General features: G+C 47.9%; 26 protein-coding genes. 19 read left to right on the top strand and 7 right to left on the bottom strand.

Translation table 11 applies throughout. From position 1 onward, the window contains the following. Positions 1-83: 83 nt before the first annotated feature. Positions 84-596, bottom strand: coding sequence for a hypothetical protein (locus tag EFB08_RS04955; RefSeq protein ID WP_125077651.1), 513 nt, complete (start codon positions 594-596; stop codon positions 84-86). Positions 597-1574: 978 nt separating this feature from the next. Here EFB08_RS04955 and EFB08_RS04945 point away from each other — a divergent pair. The 17 genes from EFB08_RS04945 to EFB08_RS04870 all read left to right on the top strand — a co-directional run bounded on the left by EFB08_RS04945 (position 1575) and on the right by EFB08_RS04870 (position 14770). Then, a complete protein-coding gene (locus EFB08_RS04945; RefSeq protein ID WP_123125815.1) occupies positions 1575-1766 on the top strand; it encodes a cold-shock protein in 192 nt (63 codons plus the stop codon). A gap of 287 nt (positions 1767-2053) precedes the next feature. Next, positions 2054-2506 (top strand): hypothetical protein, encoded by a 453-nt coding sequence (locus tag EFB08_RS04940; RefSeq protein ID WP_123125814.1) that lies wholly within the window; start codon positions 2054-2056, stop codon positions 2504-2506. Between the two features lie 376 nt (positions 2507-2882). Beyond that, positions 2883-3041 carry a hypothetical protein gene (locus tag EFB08_RS23435; RefSeq protein ID WP_165864804.1) on the top strand — a complete coding sequence of 53 codons (159 nt, stop codon included), beginning with the start codon at positions 2883-2885 and terminating at the stop codon, positions 3039-3041. A gap of 374 nt (positions 3042-3415) precedes the next feature. Beyond that, positions 3416-3880 carry a hypothetical protein gene (locus EFB08_RS04935; RefSeq protein ID WP_123125813.1) on the top strand — a complete coding sequence of 155 codons (465 nt, stop codon included), beginning with the start codon at positions 3416-3418 and terminating at the stop codon, positions 3878-3880. Positions 3881-4087: 207 nt separating this feature from the next. Further along, complete coding sequence (locus EFB08_RS04930; protein WP_227006221.1) at positions 4088-5377, top strand: LVIVD repeat-containing protein; 1290 nt, start codon at positions 4088-4090, stop codon at positions 5375-5377. Then, positions 5378-5953 carry a hypothetical protein gene (locus EFB08_RS04925; RefSeq protein ID WP_123125811.1) on the top strand — a complete coding sequence of 192 codons (576 nt, stop codon included), beginning with the start codon at positions 5378-5380 and terminating at the stop codon, positions 5951-5953. Between the two features lie 386 nt (positions 5954-6339). Continuing rightward, positions 6340-7497: an XdhC family protein gene (locus EFB08_RS04920; protein WP_123125810.1), complete on the top strand. Its 1158-nt coding sequence runs from the start codon at positions 6340-6342 to the stop codon at positions 7495-7497. 9 nt (positions 7498-7506) lie between these two features. Continuing rightward, on the top strand, positions 7507-8100 hold the full coding sequence (locus EFB08_RS04915; RefSeq protein WP_123125809.1) for a nucleotidyltransferase family protein: 594 nt from the start codon (positions 7507-7509) through the stop codon (positions 8098-8100). Between the two features lie 329 nt (positions 8101-8429). Further along, positions 8430-8669, top strand: a complete 240-nt coding sequence (moaD, locus tag EFB08_RS04910; RefSeq protein ID WP_123125974.1) for a molybdopterin converting factor subunit 1 — start codon at positions 8430-8432, stop codon at positions 8667-8669. A gap of 10 nt (positions 8670-8679) precedes the next feature. Further along, complete coding sequence (locus EFB08_RS04905; protein ID WP_123125808.1) at positions 8680-9090, top strand: molybdenum cofactor biosynthesis protein MoaE; 411 nt, start codon at positions 8680-8682, stop codon at positions 9088-9090. A 6-nt stretch (positions 9091-9096) separates the two neighbouring features. Then, positions 9097-10089 (top strand): GTP 3',8-cyclase MoaA, encoded by a 993-nt coding sequence (moaA, locus tag EFB08_RS04900; protein ID WP_123125807.1) that lies wholly within the window; start codon positions 9097-9099, stop codon positions 10087-10089. A gap of 117 nt (positions 10090-10206) precedes the next feature. Further along, positions 10207-10686: a cyclic pyranopterin monophosphate synthase MoaC gene (moaC, locus tag EFB08_RS04895; RefSeq protein WP_123125806.1), complete on the top strand. Its 480-nt coding sequence runs from the start codon at positions 10207-10209 to the stop codon at positions 10684-10686. Next, entirely contained in the window at positions 10673-11266 is a 594-nt protein-coding gene (locus EFB08_RS04890) for an NTP transferase domain-containing protein (protein ID WP_123125805.1), read from the top strand. Before moaC ends, EFB08_RS04890 begins: the two co-directional genes overlap by 14 nt. Then, positions 11259-12344, top strand: a complete 1086-nt coding sequence (locus tag EFB08_RS04885) for a HesA/MoeB/ThiF family protein (RefSeq protein WP_123125804.1) — start codon at positions 11259-11261, stop codon at positions 12342-12344. Before EFB08_RS04890 ends, EFB08_RS04885 begins: the two co-directional genes overlap by 8 nt. A gap of 5 nt (positions 12345-12349) precedes the next feature. Beyond that, the gene (locus EFB08_RS04880; RefSeq protein ID WP_123125803.1) at positions 12350-13108 is read left to right on the top strand and encodes a sulfite exporter TauE/SafE family protein; all 759 of its coding nucleotides are present in this window, start codon (positions 12350-12352) and stop codon (positions 13106-13108) included. A gap of 17 nt (positions 13109-13125) precedes the next feature. Further along, complete coding sequence (locus EFB08_RS04875; RefSeq protein ID WP_123125802.1) at positions 13126-14316, top strand: molybdopterin molybdotransferase MoeA; 1191 nt, start codon at positions 13126-13128, stop codon at positions 14314-14316. A gap of 133 nt (positions 14317-14449) precedes the next feature. Next, on the top strand, positions 14450-14770 hold the full coding sequence (locus EFB08_RS04870; protein WP_123125801.1) for a hypothetical protein: 321 nt from the start codon (positions 14450-14452) through the stop codon (positions 14768-14770). A gap of 88 nt (positions 14771-14858) precedes the next feature. Here the strand turns inward: EFB08_RS04870 and EFB08_RS04865 are convergent, their stop codons facing one another. The 3 genes from EFB08_RS04865 to EFB08_RS04855 form a co-directional block, all read right to left on the bottom strand. Next, positions 14859-15320, bottom strand: a complete 462-nt coding sequence (locus tag EFB08_RS04865; RefSeq protein ID WP_123125800.1) for a DUF4268 domain-containing protein — start codon at positions 15318-15320, stop codon at positions 14859-14861. 409 nt (positions 15321-15729) lie between these two features. Next, complete coding sequence (locus EFB08_RS04860; RefSeq protein ID WP_123125799.1) at positions 15730-16716, bottom strand: aldo/keto reductase; 987 nt, start codon at positions 16714-16716, stop codon at positions 15730-15732. Between the two features lie 190 nt (positions 16717-16906). Then, positions 16907-17800 (bottom strand): aldo/keto reductase, encoded by an 894-nt coding sequence (locus EFB08_RS04855; protein WP_123125798.1) that lies wholly within the window; start codon positions 17798-17800, stop codon positions 16907-16909. A gap of 435 nt (positions 17801-18235) precedes the next feature. Between EFB08_RS04855 and EFB08_RS04850 the strand changes: the two genes are divergently transcribed. After that, positions 18236-18904, top strand: a complete 669-nt coding sequence (locus EFB08_RS04850; protein ID WP_125077650.1) for a hypothetical protein — start codon at positions 18236-18238, stop codon at positions 18902-18904. A 162-nt stretch (positions 18905-19066) separates the two neighbouring features. Here EFB08_RS04850 and EFB08_RS04845 read toward each other — a convergent pair whose 3' ends face one another. The 3 genes from EFB08_RS04845 to EFB08_RS04835 all read right to left on the bottom strand — a co-directional run bounded on the left by EFB08_RS04845 (position 19067) and on the right by EFB08_RS04835 (position 24339). Further along, positions 19067-22399 (bottom strand): UTP--glucose-1-phosphate uridylyltransferase, encoded by a 3333-nt coding sequence (locus EFB08_RS04845; RefSeq protein ID WP_123125796.1) that lies wholly within the window; start codon positions 22397-22399, stop codon positions 19067-19069. Positions 22400-22451: 52 nt separating this feature from the next. Then, positions 22452-23402, bottom strand: a complete 951-nt coding sequence (locus EFB08_RS04840; RefSeq protein ID WP_123125795.1) for a UTP--glucose-1-phosphate uridylyltransferase — start codon at positions 23400-23402, stop codon at positions 22452-22454. Positions 23403-23595: 193 nt separating this feature from the next. Continuing rightward, complete coding sequence (locus EFB08_RS04835; RefSeq protein WP_123125794.1) at positions 23596-24339, bottom strand: Mut7-C RNAse domain-containing protein; 744 nt, start codon at positions 24337-24339, stop codon at positions 23596-23598. A 104-nt stretch (positions 24340-24443) separates the two neighbouring features. Between EFB08_RS04835 and EFB08_RS04830 the strand changes: the two genes are divergently transcribed. Continuing rightward, positions 24444-25808, top strand: coding sequence for a cryptochrome/photolyase family protein (locus EFB08_RS04830; protein ID WP_317125582.1), 1365 nt, complete (start codon positions 24444-24446; stop codon positions 25806-25808). Positions 25809-25866 lie beyond the last annotated feature (58 nt).

The following is a 25866-nucleotide window of genomic DNA, read 5'->3' as shown; positions in this document are numbered from 1 at the left end:
AAAAGATCCCGTCCAATTCTGCCTTGCAGAAACGAACGGGATCTCCTATGTTTTTAGCTCTTCCCTAAAGGGATGACTTAAGCTTAATCGTTCTTTACCAGGAACTCGTAGCGCTTGTTTTCTTTCTCATCCAGTACGCACACGAAGTCACCGGTTTTCAGGGGCTGTTCCAACACCAGTTTACCTGAGGTTTTGTAAGCCGACACACCGGCTACAATGGTAGAAGATACCACACCATTGATTTTGGTTCTCATTTTCTCGTTCCCGGAAGGATCCAAAACAAGGATGGTGAAGAGTTTCGCATCTACGGCCGCCATGTTATAGCGAGCGATATCAAATTGCAAGACGCCACCAACAGGCACTTTTGACAGTTCTTCTTTCTTCATTGCCTCATTCCACTTCTTAGCACGGGCATCTTTTTGGATTTTTGCCTGTAGCTCTTTTGGGGTGTCATAGATCACCGCAGTGGTTTTATTAGAGGTAACATCCAGAATGTTCACGTCTTTGGTAGGCAGGGGCTGGCTGTGTTTTTTCACATCCTGAGCAGCTACGGCCACTGGAACCATAAACATGAGAGAGAGTATAAAATTTTTCATAAAGGGTTAGGTTAGATTACTCTGGCAAAATTAAGAGGTTCTGACAATATCTACAATCTTAAACCCACGCTTCGGATAAATACTTGGAATTTAATTTCTTGTGCTTTTAAAAAAAGGGATTTGAAATTTGCACCAATTTTCCTGTTAAACAGACGAGATTTCACTTCTTAAAGCCAATAATTGATGTTTTATTGATTCTATACCTCTATTGAATGAAACTTAATCATTTGTAAGGCTATATTCCTTTTTACCTTAAATCACCTTCTTTATGGAAATCACTTAGGAAGCAGGAAGGAGCAAAGAACCTATTGATGTAATAGTAAAATTTTAGGATTGTCTACAGACCCCTTAGATGGTTCCTTTTCTTGAAACTCCTTTTATGTATTCTGCAAAAATTCTTAACAGTTTACCGCTATTTTTAGCACAGAGCTACCTACTCTTTTAAAAGGATTTTTCATTTCGCTTTAATCGCGTTGGATCATAAAGTTTAAGAAATAAGTGACGATAACCTGAATGAGTAAGCTGCCATAGACTACTCCCATGGGGTTACTTTCTACAAGTACGCTTTTTCCTGAAGCACCCCTATCTCCTACTCCATTGTGAAAGTAGGTTTTGTATTCGTTGGGGTGTTCAACCTGCACAGGAGCAATGTTAGCAACTGAAAGCCGAAGAAAAGTAGCCTTCATTTATTCAGTGGTTTCAAGGAAGACAACCTGCCCAGGTGTACTTACCTGCATAAGGTATCTGCAGTGGGTAAATGGTTCAGCAACAAGAGGGTTTTAACGAGATATACCTTCTGGTAAAAACAAAAGGGGGTCGTTCTAAGTAGCCTTTTTTTGTTTATCTAAGTTAATTTTGGCTTACTTTTAGATAATTTGACCAATTTTGCTTCCAGAAAGAAAATTATTTTTCTTTTAAAAGATACTTTTGAACGATTTTTTTACTTACTTGGTAGTACCTGTATAATCAAAAAACAATATGAACAACGGTAAAGTAAAATTCTTTAACACCGAAAAAGGCTTCGGATTCATTAAAGACAGCAATTCAAACCAAGAGTATTTCGTGCACGTTTCTGGCTTGGTAGATGAAATCAGAGAAAATGACGAAGTGACTTTTGAACTCAAAGAAGGCAAAAAAGGGCTAAACGCGGTAAACGTTAGACTCGCTTAGTCTTTTGAGATAAAGACATTAACAAAAAAAGCTTTGCCTTTTGGCAAGGCTTTTTTTTATGCTCTCTGCTTGGGTTTACTGCTTGTTTTAGGAAAATGGTTAACAAACGGAAATCGGGATTCAAAGCTAGTGCTTCTGTTTCCCCTCTGATTCCTTTCCTGTTAGTAGGGTTTGCAAATGGTTTAACTACTTCTAAATTCTCCGGCTTCTATTAAGTTTAAAAGTCTTTGGTCTTATCTTTGAAACCATAGAAGGTATAAATCCCTCAACTTTAAACTCCTCCTCAAGTGCAGCACACCAGAGACAAAGAAGGCATTCTTCACCTATACAACAAGATCCTGCCGCAACTAGCGGAACGCATCTACCAGCAACTCACCCCAGTTTTCCCTATGTTTGATGATTTCGGTCTTGAAAAGGTGGTAGACACCTGGACCAAAGACAAACACGCCTCTTCAGAAAAGGAAATAAGTATGGAGAACGGCAACGTGCAGCAAATGGGCCTAAGGCTAAGGCTGTCGGGATTTCAACAGGCGGGAGGCAATACCTTTGACTTGAGCAAGGACCTGGTGTTTAGGTTAGAGTACTCGTCTTATGAAGTAGGTCCAGATAAAAATTCCACATGGTCAGAGAAGGCTTACCTTCAGGCTTGGTCAAGCCAGGAGCTGGAAGAAATAGCAGAACGTTGGAGCGAGGAAGTGATAGAAGAGATCACCAAAAAGGTCCAAGATTTTGGAGGTTAATATTTTTACAGACACTTAAATATAACTTTATTTTGAGGATCCATTTGGCAATCTAGCCCCCTAAGTAACTAGGAAAAAGCAGTATTGAACCAATAGATACAAATCAGCGCCTTTTATAAGGCTATAATTCAAGTGATTAAGGATTATATTTCGAAAAGAAGAAGGATTTTATAAAGACTATTAAGCAATAAAAAGCTGATAAACTTATAGATTTAGAAATTTTTTTCTTTAATTTTTCATTTTTCTGTTAGTATTTCCCGTATACTAAAGTAGTAAAAGCCACCCCCCAAATGGGTTTACTATTTGTCTTATGGATCATATGTATGGAAGCAATTTACACTCGCATCAGTATTCAGGTCCTTCGTCACAGATTTCTGTGGCTAACCTAATTTTGGCCATGCGGCTGAACCGGATGGGACATTCGCCGGACTATATCACTGATTTTGTGACCGGCTCCTGGAGCCCCATACCTTTCACGTCAGACATGCAGGCACCTTGCCCTGAGCTTACCCTTCCGGAAAGAAAACAACCTTAACCTATTCCATTTAAGAAGGTTCATCAGGAGGCACCTTTTGCTTTTAGCATCTGGGGTTAGAAGTGTCGGCATTCCTAAACAATTGCAGGTTCAAAGTCCTTAATTCTGCTTTTAGCCTGTTTTTAGGAAAATAGGCCCAAAAGGCAGCATTCAATTCCTCTTTTCATTTTTGAAACCAGGACTACTTCCGGGAGGGCACTCTGCTCCCTAAGAATTTCCTTTTAACTATGTCAATTCGCCACTCAACTGGCTTTTATTATACTGAAGGAGGATAATAAACCGCCTAAAAACCTGAGTTTCAGAAGAAATTTTGGAAGTAGGCATGGTAATCTTTTATCATTTCTTTGTTAGATTTACTTAAATGCTTCCTGCCTATGCTACCTCCTGATGATTTTGAAGGCTTCACGGTGCCAGAGCAACTTCCGCTGTACCTCAAAGGCCGAGAGGTGTACGATCTTACCAAGAAGATTGCCAGCCTGATTGAGGAAGAGGACGAGATCCTGTCTTCCCTCAAAGAGTACATGCTTCTGGATGCCTCTCTCCTGACGGTCAAAGTGGCCGGGGCCGAAGCTGCTGATCTCTATGATTTGCGCATGGAGAACGCAACGCTCATCCGGAAGGCTGCCCAGGACCTGCTCTCCCAGTGCAAAAGCCTGGAGATGTTTGGGTACAAAGACGTGCAGTATCTGAACCTCCTTCGGGAAGCCATTGAAGAATACCGGTACCTTTTCGTGGATTGGGTGCAGGGCTTTGATCCCTGGAACTTTGTCAATGACCGTTGGGGTCTCTTCAATCCGCCTGGCGTACAGGCTCAGGACCCCGATGATGAGGGTATCTGACATTGAGGGATATTTTAACTTCGTCCAATAAAAAATCTTTTGCTGGTCTAGGCTCAGTTTCGCTTCCTTTTATCCAAATCAACTCTAAAACAGAAGGCTTGAGTTTTTACTATACCAAAAGAGGGATGCAACCTTTCAGGAAGAAATAGGCTCTTGTTTTTAAAGTAGTTTACGTGTTTTCGGGCTTTCTTTAAAAACAGACTGTATATGCAAAAACCTCTACCTCTCCTCCGATTGATGATTCTGTGGGTGGCCTTGTTCTCGGGGCTTTCACTCACCTCCTGTACAGATGAATGTGAATCCACCATCACGTACACCACCTATGAACCGGTAATGATGACGAAAACCGAGTTAAGGAATTCGGTGAAAGTGGAGCCGGCCCGTGCCTTACAGAAGCCCGGCAAGATCTATGTCTTCGGGAATTACCTTTTTGTGAATGAACAGCAGGAAGGCATCCACATTATTGATAACAGCAACCCGGCGGCACCGCAGCGTCTCAGCTTTCTGGCTATACCGGGCAACGTGGACCTTGCCGTAAAAGGCAACACCCTCTACGCCGACAACTACATTGACCTGGTGGTTTTTGACATCAGCAATCCCCAAGCAGTTAAGCAGCAAAACCGGGTTGAAAATATCTTCCAGCTAAACGGGTATGCAGTAAATGGTAATCAGGAGTCTTTTGTGGCCAGGTATAAAGAAAGGATAGTCACAGAGCCTTCCACCTATTTAGATTGCGACGGCAACATACAGGACCGGGTGTTTTTTACTGATGGAACAGGTTCAGCCGCCCAGTTCAATTCTTCGGGATTTAGGGGAGCCGTACCCTCTGGAAAGGGGGGCTCTATGGCCAGGTTTACTATTTCTGAAGATCACCTCTACATCGTTAACACCAACTCCCTGCAACTGTTTAACATCACCGATCAGGCTCACCCACAACGGGGCGCATCCATTCAGTTGGGCTGGGGCATTGAAACGATTTTCCCTTACCAGGATAAACTTTTCATCGGGTCCACTACGGGCATGCACATCTATGACAACAGCAACCCTACCAACCCGGTGCATCTGTCTACTTACGCCCACGTCAACAGCTGCGATCCGGTTGTTGTTGACGGGGATTTAGCTTGGGTGACGCTTCGCTCCGGAAATGCCTGTGCCGGTTTCACAAACCAATTAGAGGTCATCAATATCAGTAATCCGCGGGCTCCCCAACTGATCAAGACCTATCCCATGCAGCATCCGCACGGCTTGGGCATTGATGCCTCTACCCTCTTTCTTTGCGAAGGGGCATTCGGGCTGAAAACCTTCAATATCAAAAATCCGCTTCGGGTTGCCGAAAACCAACTGCAGCATTTCAAAGACCTACATGCCTACGACGTGATTCCCTTGGGCAATATCCTGATCATGGTGGGCGATGACGGCCTATACCAATATGACTCCAGGAACCCCTCCCAACTTAAATTACTCAGTAAAATTCCGGTTACTCCCACTCAGTCCTAAATGAAAAAATCGCTACTCGCCCTATGCCTCCTGCTTCTGTGTTATACAAAAGGGAAGGCACAGGAGAACTCCGGCCAGCCCGTACCTCCCAGCCGCTACCTAGGAATGGTAGAATTGGGTTACCTGTATCAGGACAACAAAAACAACGCACCCAATACCGCAGATTCATCCCCCACCTTGACCATCTTCAACGGCTACCGTATTCACCGGGCTTTAAGCATTGGGGCAACTCTGGGACTGGATTTCTACAACCAGGTTTTAGTAACACCCTTAGCGCTGGGAATCAGGGGCACCCTCCTGAAAACCCGTGTAAGCCCTATCTACAGCCTTGATGCGGGCTACGGCTCCACTTTCCTGAGCGATGAATCAAACCAGATCAGTAACGATGGCGGCTGGATGATCAACCCTGCCTTGGGCTTCCAGGTGGCCTCCGGAAACAATACCGCTTTTGCTTTGAGCCTCGGCTACAAAGTACAGCGTGCCACCACCACCGAGCCCCTTCCCTGGAGCAGCTCCTTTGTCACAGAGAGGCATTCTTTTAAAAGATTGTCCGCTAAAATAGGCTTCATGTTCTGAAGTAAACCATCACTTACTTAAAAAAGGAGTCTCTGTTTAAGTCACGTTTTTACAAAACAGGGCTTAAACAGAGACTCCTTTTTTGAAGCAGTTTCTATGAAATTGGCACAATGCTTTGGTACTATCTAGGATTGTTCCTCCGTTGGCTTTAAAAGGCTTCTTTGTTTGAAGTTTTGCTTCGTCTACCCGGTGGTCGTTTTTAGGCTCATTTTCTAAAAACAGCTTTAAAGGGCTCTCGTTTGTTTCAACACAAATAAGTAGTCAGGTTGCCCTTTTAATACTGGTTTTTATCTTTGGGTAACTTAATAAAGCCTTTGAAGTAGAACGGAACGCCTATCCTGCCTTTTTAGCAGGATGATGAATTTCCAAAAGTACCAGGTCCAGACATGAAGGAAATACAGGATATTGTGCGGGCCTTTGCCCAACATACGTCGGAGGGGAGACAAACGGCTTTGGCCACGGTGGTGCACCTGGAAGGTTCTTCTTACCGCCGGCCAGGGGCGCGTATGCTGGTTTCGGAGGATGGGCAATTAACCGGGGCCATCAGCGGCGGATGCCTGGAGGGCGATGCCCTGAGAAAAGCCCGTTTAGCCATGAGCCAGGGAAAACCTGTTCTTGTGAAGTACGATACCATGGACGATGATGACGCTAAACTAGGCGTTGGGCTAGGTTGCAACGGCATCATCCATATTTTGATTGAACCCATTGACCTTACCCAACCCCGGAATCCCTTGGCTTTGCTTCAGCAAGTCATAAGTCAACGGGAAACGGCTGTGATCGTCACCCTGTTTTCTCTGCAAGACCGGAAAGCAGACCAACCCGGCACCTGTTTCCTTGCCCAATCTAAAGGAGAAATCTACACTCCAAACCTTCCCGACACCCTTTTACCCCAGTTGCAAAAAGCCGCACTGGAAGCGATTGAACAAAAAAGTTCAGTAACCAAAGACTTCCGTTTCGATGGAAAAGATTTCACCGCTTTTGTGGAGTTGATCCAACCCGCTCCAGTCCTGGTGATTTGCGGTGCGGGGAACGATGTCATGCCCTTGGTAAACCTGGCAAGTTTGTTGGGCTGGCCAACTATGGTGGTAGACGGACGAGCCAACTATGCTACTGCAGAACGGTTTCCCTTGGCTGAACAAGTCGTTGTCGCAAAGCCAGAGCAAGTTCTTAACCAGGTACCCGTGGACCAAAACACCCTTTTCCTGCTTTTTACCCACAACTACAACTATGATCTGGCCATGCTGCGGGAATTGCTTCCGTTAGAGCTTCGGTACGTTGGAGTTTTAGGCCCAAAAAAGAAAATGGAACGGATGTTCTCTGAGCTACAGGAAGAAGGAATCAACCTGAAAGAAGAGCATTTGAAAAAAGTATTCGGACCGGTGGGGCTTGATCTCGGGGCCGAAACGTCCGAAGAAATCGCCCTTTCCGTGATGGCCGAAATCAAAGCGGTACTGTCAAGAAGAAACGCAGGGTTCCTCCGGGAAAAGGCAGAGAGCATCCACGCATCTTCGGCGTCAATCGTTTCTGAAACAGTTTCTTCCTGATAAAGCCAAATGACGGGAATCATTATCCTGGCAGCGGGTTCCTCCAGCAGATTGGGCCAAGCCAAACAACAGCTTTTGTTCCAAGGCCAAACGCTCCTGCAACGGTCTATTCAAGCCGCGGTAAAAGCCGAAGGTTCTCCCGTCATTGTGGTATTAGGGGCTAACGCCGAAGCGATCTTGCCCCAACTGCAATTCCCAGAGACCCACCTCGTGACCAACCCCGATTGGCAAGAAGGCATGGCTTCTTCCATCCGAGCCGGTTTAAACCACTTGCTCTCGGTCGCGCCACAAAGCTCCGGCGCTTTGTTTATGCTCTGTGACCAACCATTCGTTTCCACTAACCTCTTGGATGCCTTGGTCCAAAGACAAAAAAAATCAGGAAAAAATATCGTGGCTTGTTCGTATCAGGAGACCTTGGGTGCACCGGTGCTTTTTACCAAGCGGTTTTTTTCCGAGCTTTTGCTTTTAAATGGTCAAGAAGGAGCCAAAAAACTACTTTCAATTTACCGAAAGGAAGTTGCTTCCTTACTCTTTCCCGAAGGAGCCATCGACATTGACACGGCGGAAGATTATGCAGCTCTAAAGCAATCCCAGTCGAAGTAATTCTTTAGGTAGTTTAACTCCTTTCAGATCAGCAGTTATCGCTTAAAAGGAAACTTATTTTGATTCTAGTTTTAAGGCCATTTTCCTGAAAACTTCCTTAAAGACCTCCAATAACTTTACTGCTTTTCTTCTCCTTCCTATCCTACAAACAACAAGGAGTTACCTACCTCGTTAGATATAATGCTATAGCTTCTTTTAGGACCCTTTTCAGGAAAACAGCTCAAAATCACACCTAAGGGCATCCAAGTTTGGCCTTTGGTGAAAAGAGCCGTAAATTTAGAAGTATTGCCCCCCGAAAGGCCTGGGCAAATGAACCTAAGTACAAAATCATGGAAATACTCCTGTTTGGGATTACCCGGGAGATCGTGGGAAAGTCTGCTTTGAAGCTTCCGGCCGGACAAGAACTCCAAACGGTGGGGCAGTTGAAGGCATGGCTGGGAGAACAGTACCCGGCTATCAAGAACTTGAGTTCCCTGGCCGTGGCCGTTGACAGTGAATACGCCGAAGATGCCCAGCCGCTCACCCCGGGCCAGGAAATTGCCCTCATTCCTCCCGTAAGCGGGGGTTAATCGATACCGCATGCTGATAAAGATAGTAGAAGAGGTAGACCTGAACGAAGCCTACCTATACTTACAGGACCCAAGCGCCGGTGGAATTGACCTGTTTGTGGGTACCGTTCGCGACCATGCCCAGGGGAAAACCGTAGTAAAACTGGTGTTTGAGGCCTACGCGCCTATGGCCATAAAGGAGATGCGGAAACTGGCCGAAGCCGCCCAGCAACAATGGCCCATTGAAAAACTGGTGATGCTGCACGCGGTAGGTGAGAAACAGGTAGGAGAACCGGTGGTGATTATTGGCGTAGCATCGGCGCACCGGGACGCTGCTTTCACTGCCTGCCGGTTTTTGATTGATGAGCTGAAGAAGACGGTGCCCATCTGGAAGAAAGAATATTATCAAGACAACAGCGTGTGGGTCAACGCCCATCCGTAAACTGCCATGAGCGAACCACTTTTGATTGATAAATACGGCCGGCAACTTACCTACCTGCGACTCTCGGTCACCGACCGGTGCAACTTCCGGTGTTACTACTGCATGCCCGAGGAAGGAATGGATTTTGCCGCGCGTCAGGAACTACTGTCATTTGACGAGATGTACCAGTTGTCGGCGCTCTTCTGCCGTTTGGGCGTATCTAAAATCAGGATTACCGGCGGTGAGCCTTTCGTACGGGCGGGTATTCTCCCTTTCCTCCGGAAATTAAGCCAATTACCGGGTTTAGAGGAAATTACCGTTACCAGCAACGGAACCCTGACCCGGAAGCAAATACAGGAACTTCAGGAAATCGGAATCCGGAAAATCAACATCAGCCTGGACTCCCTTGACCGGGAAAGGTTTTTCAAGATCACCCGCCGCGATAGTTTTGAAGCCGTATTCGCCAGTATCTTTCACCTCCTGGAGTTAGGGTTTGACCTTAAGCTGAACTGCGTGGTGGCCGAAAACAAAAATATCCAGGACATTCTGCCTTTTGTGGAATTGACCAAGGAACATGCCCTGGCGGTGCGTTTCCTGGAAGAGATGCCCTTCAACGGGAGCGACACCTTTGACTTGCCTCAGTGGAGCCACCGCGAGATTTTCCAGCATATCCAAAACCAGTACCAGGTCTTGGAGAAACTGCAAAGCGAACCCACGTCCACCTCAGTAAACTATCAGGTACCGGGCTATAAAGGCTCTTTCGGCATAATCCCTTCGTTCAGCAGAACCTTCTGCGGCACCTGTAACCGCATCAGGTTGGGCGCCACCGGTGAGCTTCGTACCTGCCTGTACGGCCCTCCTGCCACCAACCTCAGAGACTTGCTCCGGATGGGGGCTACACCGGCCCAATTAGAAGAAGAGATTTTATCTGCGGTAAGCAAACGGGAAAAAGACGGTTTCGCGGCTGAGGCTAGTTACGTGCATTCCAAGCATGAATCTATGTCGGTTTTAGGTGGATGAGTTTCGCAAACCTCCCAAGAAAGGAGCTTTAGACTCTTTTCACCAAAAAATGAAATAAAGTAGAATGCTGTTTTTGGGCTGAAATCCTGAAAATACTTTCAAAACTAGTAAGAAAGCATGAGTGCACTTTCGCATATAAATGAACAAGGCCAGCCCAGTATGGTGGATGTTTCAACCAAGGCCTTGACCACCAGAACCGCTGTGGCGGAAGGGTTTGTTCTTTTCCCCGAAGAGGTATTTGAGCAATTAACCGGACAGAACTTCCTTACCAAAAAGGGGGCCGTGTTTCAGACCGCGATCATTGCCGGGGTGATGGCCGCAAAGAAGACCTCTGATATTATTCCGCTTTGCCACCCTTTGGCGCTTTCTACCTGTAAAATTGACATTGAACCAGCCCCAAACTTCACCTTAAAAATCACCTGCCTAGTGCGGTGCGAAGGAAAAACAGGCGTGGAAATGGAGGCCTTGACCGGAGTATCGGCGGCGGCGTTGTGCATTTATGACATGTGCAAAGCCCTTTCGCATGATATCACTCTTACAGATATAAAGTTGGTTCAGAAAACCGGCGGTAAATCAGACCTACATGCAGCTGTCTAAAGAAATTTACGGCTTAGTACTGAGCGGAGGCCAGAGTTCCCGCATGGGGCAAGACAAAGGGCTGCTACAATACCACGGAGTTCCGCAGAGGGAATACCTGTATTCCTTATTGCAACCCTTCTGCACAAAGGTATTTCTTAGCCTAAGGCCAGGCCAGGTGGCCGATGAACAAAGCCAGATGAATTTCCTGCGGGACACCCACGAGGTACGTGGCCCCATGAACGGAATCTTAAGTGCCTTGCGCCAGTACCCACAAGTAGCTTGGTTGGTGGTGGCCTGCGATCTGCCCCTGGTACACGCCGGGACTTTGGAGAAACTGGTACACGAACGGGATCTTCATCGGGTGGCAACTGCTTACGCCGCTAACGGTTCTCCCTTACCTGAGCCCTTACTAGCCATCTGGGAACCGAAAGCCTATGAACCGGCTCTGGCTTTTACCGAAACCGGGAAAACTTGCCCGCGAAAGTTCCTGCTCAATGCAGATACCAAACTCATCTACCCGGCAGATGACGAAGAACTCTATAACGCCAACAGCCCCGATGAATTTGCCTACATCACCCAAAAGCTAAGCCATGGATAACCGTTATAGCCGACAACTGCAACTTCCGGGTTTCGGGCCAGAGGCACAGCAGAAATTACAGGAAGCCCGGGTTCTAGTGGTGGGTGCGGGTGGCTTAGGAGTGCCGGTGCTGCAGTACCTGGCGGGCATGGGCGTAGGAACCTTAGGAATAGTAGACGGAGACACCATCAGCCTTACCAACCTTCACCGGCAGGTTCTCTATAGCACAAATGAGGTAGGGCAACTGAAGGTAGAAGTGGCGGTTCAAAAACTGGCAGCCCTGAACCCGGAAATCCGGCTACTCCCCTATCCTACACACCTAACCCCGCAGAATGCCCTGGTAATACTGGAGAGCTACGACTTGGTAATTGACGCCACCGATAATTTCTCGGCCCGATACCTCATCAATGATGCTTGTGTTCAGTTGCATAAACCCTTTGTTTACGGAGCTTTGCACCAGTTTGAAGGTCAGGTAAGTGTGTTTAACTTCCAAGGAGGTCCTACCTACCGTTGCCTTTATCCCACCCCACCATCGGCTCAGGAAATCCCGGACTGCAACACGGGTGGGGTTTTGGGGGTAGTGCCCGGGCTCATTGGTCTACAGCAGGCTTTGGAAGCAGTAAAGGTTTTAACAGGAATAGGCAAGTCCCTGTCAGGTTATCTGCTGGTGCGGGACTACCTAAACCAGAGTCAATACAAAATCAAACTGAAAGCCCGGCCTGAAAACCAGAAAATTACTTCTCTGCAGGGTTCTTACGAGGTAGATAGCTGCTTCAAAGTTCCTGAGGTTTCAGCGGAAGAATTATATGGCTGGGTTCAGGAAGGCAGGAAAATGCTGCTGTTGGATGTGCGGGAACAGGAAGAGTATGTGACAGGCCATTTACAAAAAGCTTTGCTTACCCCTTTGTCGGTATTAAAAAACCAACTGGAACACCTGCCTCAGCACCTACCTATTGTCACCATCTGCCAGAAAGGAAGCCGAAGCCAAAAGGCTGCCCAGCTGCTTTTGGAGCAGGATGGAAAAGCCGAGGTTTACAGCTTAACCGGCGGAATGGAAGCATGGCACACGCACTTGCCAAACAAATTAGTCGCTAAATAAGGAACATGGATTGGAACCTGTTGTTACTTATCGGTTGCTTTTTCCTGATTGCCACCCTTTACTCGTCAGTGGGGTTTGGGGGCGGTTCCAGTTACCTGGCCTTATTGGCGCTTTTCCTTCCCAATTTCCAGGAGATTAAGTCCACGGCTTTGCTGTGCAACCTGGTGGTGGTCAGCAGTGGCTCCTACCTGTTCCTAAAGGAGGGTCTATTTGACCGGAAGAAGTTCTTGCCCTTGGTCTTCTGCAGTGTACCAGCGGCTTTTCTGGGGGCTACCTTTCACCTTACCCAAGGCGTTTTCTTTCTTTGTTTAGGCGCAGTATTGGCCTTCTCAGGGGCTCTCCTGGTTCTTCAGTTCTTTACCCAACCCGTCGCCGAAAGAGTTCAGTATGATCAACATTCTCGTTTCTTCAATGTTTTCCTGGGCACCAGTTCAGGGTTTGTCTCGGGACTGGTAGGAATTGGTGGCGGCATCTTGCTTTCTCCGGTGCTACACTTACTACGTTGGGCAGATGCCCGCACCATTGCCGCCCTCGCTTCCTTTTTCATTTTGGTAAACTCAATTGCCGGTTTATTGGGCCAGGTAGCAGCAGGTAACTTTCATGTAGATTCCACCCCTCTTTTTCCTTTGTTAATAGCCGTGTTTCTGGGCGGACAATTAGGAACCCGGGTGAGCCTTAAGAAAATTAAACCGCAGGCGGTGAAAGGGCTAACTGGCGTGTTCGTGCTCTTCATCGGTCTGAAACTGGTGTTCACTTATCTCTAACCTAATTTCTTCCATTCATGATCTCCGTTGAGGAAGCTTTACCCCTGGTACTGCAACATACACTAGTGTTACAGACCGAAGTGGCGCCGTTACTACAATCCGTTGGACGAGTACTTGCCCAGGATGTAACCGCTGACCGCGATTTTCCTCCCTTCGACCGGGTCACCATGGATGGAATCGCCTTACGGTCAGAGACATTCGCCTCGGGTACCAGATCCTTTCCCATTGAGCAGATTCAGCCAGCCGGCGCTCCTCAGACTATTCTCCAGCAAGCAAAAAACTGCATTGAAGTGATGACTGGGGCCATGCTCCCAAAGGAAACAGATGCAGTCGTACGCTATGAAGATTGTACCCTTCAGGATGGGGTAGCAGTTGTAGAAATTGATCAGATTCTTCCCGGCCAGAACATCCACCGGCAGGGGTCAGACAAAAAAGCCGGAGAAGTATTATTAGCTGCCGGAGTTAAAATCACCCCCGCAATTGTGGGTACCTTGGCTTCAGTGGGTCTGGCAAAGGTGAAGGTTTATCAATTGCCCAGAATAGCTATCTGTTCTACCGGAGATGAATTAGTAGAAATAGGACAAACTCCGCTTCCGCACCAGATCAGGAGATCCAATGCCTACATGCTGGCAGCCGCGCTGTTGCAGGAAAGCATCAAGCCTACCCTCTTCCACCTCCCCGATGAACCTGCGCAAATGCTGCAAATCCTTGGTTCTTTATTAGCAGAACACGAGGTACTGATTTTATCTGGCGCAGTCTCCAAGGGTAAATTCGACTATTTGCCTCAAGTTTTGGAGGAGTTGGGTTTAAAGCCTCTTTTCCATAAAGTAGCTCAAAAGCCGGGCAAACCCATGTTGTTCGGCACTTTCCCTGGACCGAAGGTAGTTTTCGGGTTGCCCGGCAATCCTATATCAACTTTTGTTTGTTTTCATTTTTTTTTTCGGCCATGGTTGCATGCTTCTTTAGGGCTGAAAGCAGAAGAAAGGACAGCGCAACTAACCCAATGCATCACTTTCAAGCCGGCACTCACGTACCATGTACCGGTCAAATTGCAGGTGGAGCAAGGCACCCTGAAGGCAACACCCATTCCTTCCACTGGTTCGGGTGATCTGACCAGTATTCTGGAAGCGGACGGGCTGCTTAGTCTTCCGGCAAAAAAAGGGGTTTTCTTACCGGGAGAATCTTTCCCCTTGATATTGCTTTCGTAACTTGAGGTAAGGCACTTAATTGGCTCTTTCCTCCTTTGGTGCCTGTTTTCTGAAAAGGAAGCCAAAACTGAAGACCTATTTACCTTTTAGACCGGCCCCTTCGTACAAGGAGGCACCTTATCCTACTAAGATTATGGAAAATACAGGATGGAATAAAGAACGTTACCGAGAGTTGAACGGCTATTTCCGGGACAAAATTCGGCATCAATTAGCTACAGATCCTCATTTGCAGAGCCAGGTGGCCGAAGGTAAAAGCCTGAAGCTGGAAGAGATTGTGGAGAGTTTGTCCTTGAATGATCAGGTTTTGTGGCGGGAGTTCCTGCACTTAGACCAACTGAAGATGCATCAGGATCTACAAAACCATCTAGAGGGAAAAGGTGCTCCTCTGCACGATGGCGCTGGTTTTTACCGCTCCCGCAAAGAGGAAGAAGACGAGGAGGAAACGCTCTGGTAGAAGCCTGGAAAAGGAACCTTCAATTGAAGGGAGGTTGGTACTTTCTCCTTCTATCTTCTTTGTATGATTAAATTTTAACTTTTGGGATTTACTTTAATGACTCAAAGCTGTACTGGGCATCGCTCCAGAACTCGTCAAGGGCAATGATCCGGGGTTTGAAAAAAGAAATGAGAGCAGGCCAGTCCTCGCGGTTGAACACATTCACAGGCTTTATCTCGGTGTAAATACGGCTGATCGTCTCCCCGAATTCATTGGTGGTGTGCAGTTCCCAATCCCACTCCTCACCCAGCGTTTCGTGCAGATACCCTTTTAACTCCAGGAACTGCTCAAAGAAAAGCTCCTGGATTTCTGGGTCAGGATGGGTCAACTCAATCCCGATGGAGGCAAATTTCGTCTCGGCCCGCATCCGGAAGAACACATGCTTGAGCCCCGTCTTGTAATTAGACCAATTGATTTTCAACCCCTCGGCCGATGGATGGGGAGCAATGTATTGGCCGAAAGTAGTCCAAAAGGCTTGTCTTAGTTGGGAAGCTTGTTCTCTGGTGTACATGTTACGCTTTAAAGGGGGAAGATTCAGGTTAAATCGGTAATAAAATGATAAATAAAGTATCAGTTTGGGACTAGCTTTTCTTGGGTTGGCGTTTTATATCTTTGAACCTTAATATCTTATAAGAATTAGTTTCTAATTATGATGTTTTTAGCTCCTTGGTTTATTAAAATGAAGCCTGTAAATACTTACTTCTAGGTATTTTATTCAAGTATAGAAAAACAGAGATTTGTTCCCACATGAGGCTTATTCGTAAGCTTCAAACAGGGTTTTTATTTGATTGAAAAGGGGGCATCGGGGGACGCCCCCTTTTCGCTTTTACACCCTGACCTACCTCCCTAATTGTCAATCATTTACATTTATTCTTATTTACTAAAAAGGAAAGTAAACCCATCTTAGGGAAGCCCCTTGGTTACCATTGTTGATGTACCGTGGGCCGGATGTATTTGTCATAAACGGCGCGTACCCCATTCATCTGTTCCTGGCTCAAGGCGGGCAGGCCGGCAGCGGCTAAGTTCGAGGACACCTGCTCAGGACGGGAGGCTCCAGGAATAACGGTACTTACCTCTGGGAACATCAAGACCCACCGGAGTGCCCAGGCAGCCAGTAGCTCTTGGCCGGGGAAAAGGGTTTTGAGTTCTTCCACCGCCTCCAAGCCCAAATCAAAGTCCACACCTGAGAACGTTTCGCCTTTGTCAAAAGCCTCTCCGTTGCGGTTGAAAGCACGGTGATCTTCGGGATTAAAAGTAGTTTGATGCGACATTTTGCCGGTAAGCAACCCGCTGGCAAGAGGTACCCGCACAATCAACCCGATGTTATTTTCACTGGCGGCAGTGAACAATAGCTCGCTGGGTTTCAACCGGAACATGTTAAAGATCACCTGCACGGTTGTTACGTTGGGGTAACGCATAGCCATAAGGGCTTCGTCCACTAATTCCACGCTGACGCCCAGGTTCCTGATTTTGCCTTGCTCCTTCAGGCGGTCAAATACCCCGAAGATCTCAGGTCTGGTGTACACTTCGGTGGGCGGACAATGCAATTGCACCAAATCAAGGGTTTCCAGCTTGGTGTTGCGCAGGCTCTGCTCCACGTAGCTAGTCAGCTTTTCGGGAGTGTAGCCTTCAGAAATGTGGGGTTGTATTTGCCGGCCGCATTTGGTAGCCACAAACACCTCTTCGCTTCGGCTTTTTACGACCTTGGCTACCGCGGCTTCACTCAGGCCATCACTGTACACATCGGCGGTATCAATGAAATTCACTCCCGCATCAATGGCTGAGTGGATGATGGTCTCGGCGGTTTTCTCATTAAAAGGCTCTCCCCAGCGGCCCCCTACCTGCCAGGTGCCTAATGATATTTCTGATACGTTGAATCCGGTTTTTCCTAGAAGTCTGTAGTTCATGTGTTGGTGCTTTATTAATATAGCAATAAAGGTATGTACTATTGTAAATACCGAAAAGATATACCTGTTTCCGTTTTCTTAAGGCTGTTTATGTTAGAACCATTTTAAGGCTCTTTTTACAAAAAAGGCTTTAAAATAGATCCTTTTCAAAGGTGTTTAACTGGTCCGATTTCTTCCTTTAAACTCCATTTCAGCGGTGCTGCTCATAAAGGGCTGGCGGGATTTGGATCCTCAATGAACGGATGGTTTCATCTGAAATAGCCGGTGCCTCCCCAACAGAAAGTGCCTGATCCAGGTGTTTGCCGGTTCTGATGCCCAATACAGCACTGGTCACCGCCGGATGGTGCAGAACATACTGAACCGCTCCTTCCTGGATCTTTTCTTCGCCTACAATCGCTTTCAGCGCCTCGGCGGCTTGGGTCACCTCTAAAGCGGTGTGGGCCAGATAAGGCTTAGGGGTTTTGCCCAACAAGAGGCCCTGGGCCAAACTTCCCCGGGCAAGGACCCCAATTTGATGCTGCTGAAGTAGATCTAACATCTGCTCTTCGGGCCGGCAGTCCAAAAGGCTGTACTGCATCATCACACTGACCATGGAGGATCGCTTCACGTATTCGCGTATCACGTTGGGCCTAATGGACGAGATGCCGTAGTGCCTGATCTTTCCCTGTTGTTTCAGAAGTTCAAAGGCTTCAATGGTCTCATCAATAGGGTCATCGATCGTGCCCCCGTGCAGTTGGTACAGGTCAATGTAGTCGGTTTGCAAGCGGCGTAGGCTTTGCTCTACTGCGTCCAGAATGTAGGCTTTGGTAGGGTTCCAATCCCAGCCGCTTCCATCGGGTCGCCATTGATTCCCCACTTTGGTGGCCAGAATGACCTGGTTTCTGCGGTCTTTGAACGCCTTCCCTACAATTTCCTCGTTTTTACCTTTCTCATACAAATCGGCGGTGTCAAAAAAGTTGATGCCGTTTTCCTGGGCTTGGTGCAGCAGGTGCAGGTTACCTTTTTCTTCGCCGGCCAAAGACATACACCCAAAACTTATTTCGCTTACCAATAAGTTTGAGGTACCCAATTGTTTATAATTCATAGGTAATTGTTCTACGGGTAAATGGCAAGAATTCCATGGTCGAAGGTACCCTTAAACAGTTTAGGGGTAGGTTTCAAAAAAGTATCCTTAAAACATTAAAGGTACCGTTCTTCTCTAAAACGGGTAAGCCACTCAGAAGATATACCAATTTAGTATTCCTTGTCTTGCGAAAGTAACCAGACGAAGTGGAGTCGGGAGAAAATGCTTTATGACCGTTTTAAGAAAAGGGGCACGAATAAGGGTAAACCCTGGTTCTTATTGGTGAAGAATAAGCGTGCTTACCTTAGCAAATAGGTGCACCGAAACCCTCTTTGAAGTAGTTATACCTTCCGTTTGTAGCCGTGGATTCGGCAATGGAAAATCTAACATTGAGTCAAACAAGCCATATTTCTCCACTCCACGTTTATTTCATTACACCTATTTCGTTTCGGATCAATGGCTCAAAGGAAATGGAACCTTTTAAACGGTATGTTCGGGGCTTTGCTGTTTGTGATCGGCAGTAGCCTGGCAGCGCATGGTCAAGGTTTAACCGCCGAAGTATTTGCCGGTACTTCCTGGAGCCTGCCCATGCCTCTCCGGATTGAACAACCGGGCGAGCCAACGCTTCGGTTTAAAGCCCGATACACCACCCGGCCTTGGACCGGTTCACCTTACTATGCCTACCGGCTGGGTTATGAAAACTGGAGTGCTGAATTAGTCCACCATAAGGTTTACCTGGAGAACCCTCCTTCTGAAATTGAGCATTTTGAGGTATCCCATGGGTATAATCTGGCTATGGTGAGTAGAGCCTTTCCATTTAGAGAATCGCCGGGTATTTTCAGGATAGGTTTGGGAATGGTAATCGGGCACCCCGAGGGCCGGATCAGGGGAAAGGCCATCAACCCGGTGAAAAGTCTGTTGGGTGGCGGCTACCACATCTCCGGAGTTTGCCTTCAAGTGGCCGTTGGCTCAAAATTAGGAGTTGCCGATCATTGGTTTTTCCGTCCTGAAGCCAAACTTACTGCAGCCTGGGCCAGAATGCCCCTTGCCGGTGGTGGGTCAGCTACCGTGCCCAACATTGCCCTGCACACCCTTTTTGGGTTTGGCTACCGAAGCCGGCGATAAATCGGGCTAATTTGTTTTAGGTGTGTTTTACGGAAAGTAGTCCTAAAATGCTTTTAATTCATAGGGCATTCTCAGGCTTCCATTTGCATAAAAAAAACAGCTTCCCCAAAAGAGAAGCTGCTTCTGATAATAACCACCAAATACTTAGAAAAGCCGGCTGGTTTAGTTGAAATTACCTAAGGAAACGATGTGCTCTTTGCTGCCGTCGGTTACCCAGGAATCCAACTGTGCAGGGTCTTTCATCTGCTGGCCACGGTGACGCGGTACGGCGATGTAGCCGCATTTAACATCTGGCAAAGCCGACATATCGCTCCAGAGTTTTTCGATCTGGGCCACGGGGTAAATGTCTTCCTGGCCGTGTCCCCAGCGGTATTTCACGTCTTTGATGGTGACGTAAGTTGGCATCCGGTGGGCCACGCTCCTCACCGCTTTGGCTAACAGTGCTTCGTCTCCTTTCAGATCATTACGGGTTAGCCCAAACAAAGCCAAAAGCGGATCAATCTGAATCCAGGTGGTCATGGTGTTGTAGTAGCTCAGGTTCAGTTCGTCTTCTTCCCGAGGCTGCGCCAATCCTTCCAATAAACGTACTTTCCCGTTCACGCGGGCTAATCCGCCGCCACGGTCCTCAATGCGACGGGGCACCACTTCGAAGGTAAGCACGTTGCCAGATTCAAGGTGATATCCCAAAGCGGCAGGGTTAAGGTCGGCGCCCAGGGTATCAATGTTGTGCAACATAATGGTTTCCAGTTGCGGATTTTCGTCAAGGACCTGAGCCAAAACGCCATTCCGCAGCATGTTAGATACCTCGTACCAGTGACCTAAGGGTGAAAACCGCTGCGAGGCAATGTTGTCCACGTAATCAGCGCCTTCGCCCTTTGACTTGGCCCAGTTGATCATGGCCCTTCTACCAGATTCGCGCACTTTCTGCTTGTTCTCATCCAGGGTTTCCTGCGGCATTTCTTCCCACAGGAACCGAAGGTCACGGGCCATGGGCACATACCGCTGTCCGATGGATCGGCCAGTAGACAAATACACCGGTCCCTCATAACCGAACTTACCGGTTTGCTCCAACTTCTTCCGGATGGGCTCATGGGTGAGGTAACTGGTTGCCACGATGTGCGGCAGCGGGGAACCGAATTTGGCGGCTGCTGCCTTTGATTTAGCCAAATGTATTTCCAAGAAACTGCGGTGCAGCCCTTCCACCTCCACAAATGGATTCAAAGCCTTGATAACCCCCGCACCTTTCGTCCAGCGGCTACCCACCCCGGCAGCCAGGCTCATCACCCCTACTTTCCCTTCTTTCAAGGCAGCTTCTCCGGTTTGGCGGGCACTGGAAACACTTTCCAGCGTGACAATATCAGTAGGATGCACGTCTTCAATGGTTGTTTCATTGGGCAAGCGGTTCCGTGACAAGCCAATGTAGCCTTTCTGTAACTGCTCTCTTATTTCTTCGTGCTGAATAAAGTCAAAGCCGTTTTCTTTTTTGATGCGGTCAGCCTTTTCGTTTTCGCTGCTTCGGCTACCCTGCGAGGAAGGATCAGATACTTTGAACAGGTTACTCACGATGGTGCGCAACAGCGGGTACGCCACGTTGTCCTGGCCACATTGGGTGGTAAAGAAATCAATCTCAGCCCGACGTACATACGAAATAGACTGCGGATCTTTCTTCACCAGGTCTGACACATGAATGGCATAGTACTGCTCCGGCATCATGGCATCGGTGCCTTCGTGGAAGTATGACCAGGAACCCTTGTTGTTGATGCTCCAGTTGTAAACCACCGGCTCCATGGCAAATGGAAGCGAATCTGAGAGTTCCGCTTTGGTAGCCCGCAAAATTTCCAGAACTTGGTGTTTGTAGTCCTCGAACTGATCTGGGTTCACGAACATACCCATGCCGCCGCCCGACATACCACCCAGCATCAGGAACCCCAGGTAATTTTCTCCAAACGCCTTTTTCGCCCTTCTAATGATTTCTTCGGTGAAGTGCGTGGATGCCCAGGGAATAATCGTTTTGATGGGCTTTTCGAAATTATGGGCCGTATTCGCCGCTAGTTTCCGGATGTCGCCTTCTTTCAGAGCTTCCAGGATGTTGTCAAACACCTGGTTTGTTTGTTGACGGGCTTCCCACTCGTTTTCGCCCCGGAGCAGGTATTTTTCGGTGACCATCTCCAGGATTGGGCCTACATTAGAAGCCATTCCTCCGTGCATGAGCACCAGCGAGTTCATGAGCTTATGAGCCATTTCGGGGTGAATTTCCTCTCCCTGAAGAACCCGGTGCCTCGGCAACAAAGTACCACGGCTGATGCCAGATTCCGGATCACCCTCCTGGGCAAACGTTCCCTGGATGGCTTTGATACCCGGCCAAACTCCGCCCGAGTCTTGCCAACCGCCGCCGGAACCGCCAATCCATTCGCCTAAGATAGCCCGGGAAGCAACTAATCTCCTTTCGCTTTCTTCCAAGCCTCCAACCAGGTTCTTGGTCTGGCCTGTTGCCCGCATCAACAAACTGATGATAGAGCCCAACAGGTTGGTGGAAACAGCAAAACGGGAACCTTTGGGAATATCGTTTACCTTGGTCACCAGTTCAATTCCCATGCCCGGGGCTACCATGCGCGCAAGTATCTCCGGCAAAGACTGATTGGTACCCTCAAAGGAAGGCGGAATCAAGCCCGAGGCAATCACCCCGGCCTTAATTAAGCTCAGGTAATCATTCCCGAAATTAAAAAGGTCATCCAGCTCGGTGATGTCTTTGGAAGTATTCAGGTCAATGCTAGTTACCCGTAGCACCGGCTCCGGAATCACCCGCACATACGACTGCAACGGTGGCCGGATGTCTTTGTCCCGCCCAAAAACCCCCAGGTCAATGGAGATGTTTAGAACGCGGGCACCTTCTGGATAGTCCATGCCCAGGAAAAAGATATCAGACCATCCGCTGTGGGTCAGGTCCATGCGCACAGAGGTTTGCTCTTCCAGAACCGGGTAAAACAGGGAGTTTTCCTGACGCTGTAATAACTGCGGGTGGATTTTGATAGGGTGTTCCTCCTGATGCCCTACCCTGAACATCCACTGGTTTCCTATGCTGGAGCGCACACTCTTCCGAACCTGATCAGCCAGGATCTGAAAAGATAAATGATGGTAGCTTTCGGCTAGTCCGCTGAACAGGGCTGCGTTGGCTCCATGGGAATCAATTTCCTTCAGAAACGTGGTAATAGCCTGCTCAAACCGGCGAGCTAATAAATCCTCAAAACCTGCATAGGGAATCTTGCCGGTTGCAGGTGTCTCCGCAGATTCCATCAGGAAGAACCGGTAGCCGGCAAACAGGAAAAGGATTGCGCGTACTTTGTCGTATAAACTAGGGGTGGTTTTCCGGAAATCATCTAACTCCCGAAGTGCCCGAAACAACTCCCTGGAAGACATGTTCCGGCTCATCTGGAAAAACGAGCGGTTACGTTCTGCGGGATCAGAAGATGTAATGGTTTGTATGAATATGTTCATGTGCCTCTTTCTAAGCCATCTAAAATACCGTTAACAATGATCTGGCAACGGTTTAGTTTGTTTTGCGTTGGTTTGCCTCGGCCAATAGTTCCACCATGGAGGTGAGCGTTTCATCGTGGGCTTGGCCAGCCAACCCCAAGGCAATCTGAGCCTGCAGTAACCCTTGTTTTTTGCTTAGGTCATAGCGGTTGCCCTTCACTTCCAGGGCCAGGTATTTTTCAGAAGAGGCTATTTCCTGTAAAGCCGGGGTAAGCTGCACGTTTTGGCTGCCGCTTTCCAGTTGGGTTTGCAGGATATTGAAAACAGAGGGCGTGAGCACGTGCATGCCAAAGAAACAGAGGTAATATCCCGCCCGTAGCCCAGGAGTCTGCAGTTCCAACTCGGCCGTACTAAGAGAGGGTTTCTCAATGATTTTGTCTATCTGGTACACTCCTTTCTGATTGGGAACATGTTTCCCGGTAAGGGTTCCGTACCGATGAATTTGGTGCTCCACCGTAGGGTTCACCGCAGAAACGGCACAACCTTCCTGCACCGCCAGATTGATCAACTGCGTAGTACAGCGCTTGCTTGGAAGCACCGAAACATACAAATGATCGCCTAGCATAAGTAAAAAAGGCTCCTCTTTCACGAACTCACGGGCACAGTATACGGCATGGCCAAACCCTAAAGGTTCCTGCTGCTCTACGAATTGGATGCGGCTGCGCAGGGTGTCTACTTTTTCGGCTTCTTCCTTGGCCCAATCAGTATTTTTGAAGGATTCCAATAGGTTTGTCCGTAATGAGGCAAAAGCCTGCTGGTAGCGGGGACCGTCGCCGGGGGCACAGATCACACAGATTTCCTCAATGCCACTTGCAAACGCTTCTTCAGCAATGATCTGAATGACCGGTTTGGCAAGTCCGTCAATGTCTACCACGGGAAGCATGGCTTTTTGCACCGTATCTGCTACGGGATATAGTCTTTCACCGCGAGCGGCAGCTGTGATGACAGCTTTTCTTACTTTCATAAATCAGTTAAATATCAGTTGGATGGGGTGTCAACATACTTTTCCTACTGCTAATTAAGCATTATAATTCAAAGTAGCATCAGGCCCTTGGGGGATAAAACGAACGAAATAACTATCTTAAAGAGTAGGTGCAAGTTAGGTTTCAAGAGGCCTTAAAACGGACCTGAATTTTGATTCTGACAAGGAATTAAAATTACTGCACCTTCAAATGATGAAGGAAAGATTCCATCTTCTCGTAATGCGAACCTTTCCAGTACACCCGTTGGCAAATCGCGCATTGGAAGAAAACCTGAAAGTACTGGCGGGTCTTGGGTGGGAGCAGCGGTAACACAGATTGTTTGGAGACTTCCTGAATCTGGCCGTTGCAGGCAATACAGCGGGTAAATGGTTGCAGTTGTGGCATCAACCCAAACCGAATAAGTACCTCCTGAAGTTGGGCTTCCAAATGTTGAGACCTCAGCCAATAACCCCATGGAATGACTTTTTGCTTCAGCAACCCAATGTCTCGGGTGAGCACTATTCGTCTTTCCTGGGCTGCAATCTGACCGATGGTTTGGTCATCGTAGTGGTTCTCGTAAAGAGTGTCAAACCCCAGTAATCTCAGGTAGCGGGCAAGTTTACCCAAATGCACATCCAACACGAAAGAAGCGGGAACCTGAGCCGGCACCTGCAACAACGGAAGGGTCTTTCCACTGCCTTCCAGAACCACTGGGTAGGCCTCTACCATGGCATTGGCCAGTAACTTCTCCTGAAAACCAGCCTCCATCCCATTTTGTCGGATACTCCCTATTTCAGGGTGAGGCACCCCCAAGGCTTCCAAGGCATCTTTGAGGGATGGGTTACCGGAGAAGGCATATGGTATTCCTTTTGATTTCTGGTTTTTCGGCAAAAAATCATTCAGGCTGCCATGAAAAAAGATTTGGGCTAGGTGCTCCATTCTTTTCTCCTACTGCGTGTAGAGGAGAAGGTTTGGTTTCATTCTTTCAGGTTTAGGGCCATCATAAACTTAGGCGATAGCAAACAAATTTACCCCTCCTGCTGTTGTATGCTAATCTCCATCTAATATTCTATTTACTGGCTTTGCAAGAACCCATTGTAGTATTCTGGTTTCGGCGTGATCTTCGTTTAACAGACAACGCCGGCTTATTTCATGCGCTTACCTCAGGTTATCCGGTTTTACCCCTCTTTATTTTCGATCAGAATATTTTAGGGCAACTTTCCTCTCCCCAAGACCGGCGAGTTCAATTCATCCATAGTGCCGTTACTGCCTTGCATGAAGAACTCCTGGCTTTGAATTCATCACTGCTGGTAGAGTATGGCCGTCCTCTAGAGGTTTTGAGTTCTCTTAGTGAGAAGTTTCAGGTAAAAGCAGTGTATGCGAACCACGATTACGAACCCGCCGCCCGTGAACGTGACCAATCCGTGGTTGATCTTCTTCAGACCAAGGGGATTCCGTTCAAAACCTATAAAGACCAGGTTATCTTTGAGAAAGGAGAAGTTGCCAAAGATGATGGCACGCCTTATAGGGTGTTTGGCGCTTATAAAAGGAAATGGCTGGGAAAACTGTCGGCTGAGAACCTTTCTTCTTTCGACACAGATCGTTTGCAGCACAATTTCATTAAAACAGCCCCAAAGCAGGTAATCTCTCTGGAAAGCATGGGCTTTAAGGTAAACCCCGATTTTACTTTCCCTTCCAAGGAGATAAAGGAATCCATCATTAAAACGTATGAACAGACCCGCGATTTGCCTTTTCTGCCAGGTACCTCCCGACTGGGGCTGCACCTGCGCTTTGGGACGGTGAGCATCCGGAAGCTTGTTCAGCAGGCTTTGGAACTAAATGCGGTTTGGTTGGGCGAACTTATCTGGCGCGAGTTCTTTATGATGATCCTGTACCATTTTCCGCATGTGGCGCACAGGCCTTTCAACAAGGAGTATGAGCACCTGGCTTGGTTGAACGACGAGGAACAGTTTGTCCGCTGGTGTGCCGGTACCACCGGATATCCCCTGGTTGATGCCGGGATGCGCGAACTGAATGCCACTGGTTTCATGCACAACCGCGTGCGCATGGTGGCTGCCAGTTTCCTGGTAAAGCACCTGCTTATTGATTACCGCTGGGGCGAGGCTTACTTTGCGCAGCATCTGCTGGATTACGACTTGTCGGCTAATAACGGGAACTGGCAGTGGTGCGCCGGAACCGGTTGTGATGCCGCCCCCTACTTCAGGGTCTTCAACCCCGAGGCACAATCCAAGAAATTTGACAAACAGCAGGCATATATCAAGAAATGGGTTCCGGAGGTAGGAACTTCAGACTACCCTGCTCCCATTGTTGAACATTCCATGGCGCGTTTAAGGGCGTTAAAAGTCTACAAAACCGCTTTGGCTCAAGCCAGAGGACTTGAACGTTGATAGATCCTAAACTATAGGGATTTGCAACAGTTCAGGTATAAGCCTACCAAGACAGGTG

The organism is Rufibacter latericius (assembly GCF_003721515.1).
Classification (GTDB): domain Bacteria; phylum Bacteroidota; class Bacteroidia; order Cytophagales; family Hymenobacteraceae; genus Nibribacter; species Nibribacter latericius.
Note: the sequence above shows the minus strand (reverse complement) of the source record. Positions and strands in the feature narration are given on the sequence as shown.

Excerpts from the sequence above, each read along its gene's own strand:
- EFB08_RS04925 (WP_123125811.1), top strand. The coding sequence starts at position 5,378 with ATGAAAAAATCGCTACTCGCCCTATGCCTCCTGCTTCTGTGTTATACA.
- EFB08_RS04955 (WP_125077651.1), bottom strand. The coding sequence starts at position 596 with ATGAAAAATTTTATACTCTCTCTCATGTTTATGGTTCCAGTGGCCGTA.
- EFB08_RS04885 (WP_123125804.1), top strand. The coding sequence starts at position 11,259 with ATGGATAACCGTTATAGCCGACAACTGCAACTTCCGGGTTTCGGGCCA.
- EFB08_RS04920 (WP_123125810.1), top strand. The coding sequence starts at position 6,340 with ATGAAGGAAATACAGGATATTGTGCGGGCCTTTGCCCAACATACGTCG.
- EFB08_RS04890 (WP_123125805.1), top strand. The coding sequence starts at position 10,673 with ATGCAGCTGTCTAAAGAAATTTACGGCTTAGTACTGAGCGGAGGCCAG.
- EFB08_RS04855 (WP_123125798.1), bottom strand. The coding sequence starts at position 17,800 with ATGAATTATAAACAATTGGGTACCTCAAACTTATTGGTAAGCGAAATA.
- moaC (WP_123125806.1), top strand. The coding sequence starts at position 10,207 with ATGAGTGCACTTTCGCATATAAATGAACAAGGCCAGCCCAGTATGGTG.
- EFB08_RS04845 (WP_123125796.1), bottom strand. The coding sequence starts at position 22,399 with ATGAACATATTCATACAAACCATTACATCTTCTGATCCCGCAGAACGT.
- EFB08_RS04905 (WP_123125808.1), top strand. The coding sequence starts at position 8,680 with ATGCTGATAAAGATAGTAGAAGAGGTAGACCTGAACGAAGCCTACCTA.
- EFB08_RS04875 (WP_123125802.1), top strand. The coding sequence starts at position 13,126 with ATGATCTCCGTTGAGGAAGCTTTACCCCTGGTACTGCAACATACACTA.
- EFB08_RS04935 (WP_123125813.1), top strand. The coding sequence starts at position 3,416 with ATGCTACCTCCTGATGATTTTGAAGGCTTCACGGTGCCAGAGCAACTT.
- EFB08_RS04945 (WP_123125815.1), top strand. The coding sequence starts at position 1,575 with ATGAACAACGGTAAAGTAAAATTCTTTAACACCGAAAAAGGCTTCGGA.
- EFB08_RS04880 (WP_123125803.1), top strand. The coding sequence starts at position 12,350 with ATGGATTGGAACCTGTTGTTACTTATCGGTTGCTTTTTCCTGATTGCC.
- EFB08_RS04865 (WP_123125800.1), bottom strand. The coding sequence starts at position 15,320 with ATGTACACCAGAGAACAAGCTTCCCAACTAAGACAAGCCTTTTGGACT.
- EFB08_RS04915 (WP_123125809.1), top strand. The coding sequence starts at position 7,507 with ATGACGGGAATCATTATCCTGGCAGCGGGTTCCTCCAGCAGATTGGGC.
- EFB08_RS04930 (WP_227006221.1), top strand. The coding sequence starts at position 4,088 with ATGCAAAAACCTCTACCTCTCCTCCGATTGATGATTCTGTGGGTGGCC.
- EFB08_RS04840 (WP_123125795.1), bottom strand. The coding sequence starts at position 23,402 with ATGAAAGTAAGAAAAGCTGTCATCACAGCTGCCGCTCGCGGTGAAAGA.
- EFB08_RS04850 (WP_125077650.1), top strand. The coding sequence starts at position 18,236 with ATGGCTCAAAGGAAATGGAACCTTTTAAACGGTATGTTCGGGGCTTTG.
- moaA (WP_123125807.1), top strand. The coding sequence starts at position 9,097 with ATGAGCGAACCACTTTTGATTGATAAATACGGCCGGCAACTTACCTAC.
- EFB08_RS04870 (WP_123125801.1), top strand. The coding sequence starts at position 14,450 with ATGGAAAATACAGGATGGAATAAAGAACGTTACCGAGAGTTGAACGGC.
- moaD (WP_123125974.1), top strand. The coding sequence starts at position 8,430 with ATGGAAATACTCCTGTTTGGGATTACCCGGGAGATCGTGGGAAAGTCT.
- EFB08_RS04860 (WP_123125799.1), bottom strand. The coding sequence starts at position 16,716 with ATGAACTACAGACTTCTAGGAAAAACCGGATTCAACGTATCAGAAATA.
- EFB08_RS04835 (WP_123125794.1), bottom strand. The coding sequence starts at position 24,339 with ATGGAGCACCTAGCCCAAATCTTTTTTCATGGCAGCCTGAATGATTTT.